The organism is Methylobacterium sp. WL103, assembly GCF_008039885.1.
Taxonomy (GTDB): Bacteria; Pseudomonadota; Alphaproteobacteria; order Rhizobiales; family Beijerinckiaceae; genus Methylobacterium; species Methylobacterium cerastii.
The window spans coordinates 1-607 of record NZ_VRUX01001200.1 but is presented as its reverse complement, the minus strand read 5'-3'; the positions used below and the strand labels follow the sequence as shown (position 1 = coordinate 607).

1 protein-coding gene is annotated in these 607 nt (G+C 75.8%); it reads left to right on the top strand.

Annotation, left to right across the window (positions count from 1 at the left end; translation table 11 throughout):
* The coding region (locus FV222_RS28610; protein ID WP_147816491.1) for a GNAT family N-acetyltransferase at positions 1–545 on the top strand (545 nt) is incomplete at its 5' end.
* Positions 546–607: the final 62 nt, after the last annotated feature.

The following is a 607-nucleotide window of genomic DNA, read 5'->3' as shown; positions in this document are numbered from 1 at the left end:
CGTTGCGCCTGCGCCGCTGGCGCCGCGCGGACGACGCGCCCTTCGCGCGGCTGAACGCCGACCCGGAGGTGATGCGCCACTTCCCGAAGTTGAAGTCGGCCGGCGAGAGCCTGACCGAGGCCCGCGCCCTCGACCGGCGCTTCGAAGCCGACGGCTTCGGCCCCTGGGCCGTCGAGGAGCCGGGCGGGCCGTTCCTCGGCTTCGTCGGCGCGATGCGGTTGATGCGCGCGATGCCGTTCGCGGGCGGCGAGCGCCCGGGCAGCCTCATCGAGATCGGCTGGCGCCTCAGCCCCGAGGCCTGGGGCCGCGGCATCGCCACCCGCGCCGCGCGCCTGGCCCTCGCGGACCTGTTCGGCCGTTGCGGGCTCCCAGGCGTGGTGGCGTTCACAGCCCTCGGCAACACGCCGTCGCGGCGGGTAATGGAGCGGCTTGGGATGGTGCAGGCGGAGGATTTCGACCATCCCGCGGTTCCCGCCGACGGCCCCTTGCGCCGGCACGTCCTCTACCGCCTCGCCGCGGCGGATTTTGCCGGAGAGCCCGCATGACCGGCGAGAACGCGCGACCCGTCGCGGTGGTCGGCGGCGGCGCCTGGGGCACGGCGCTGGCG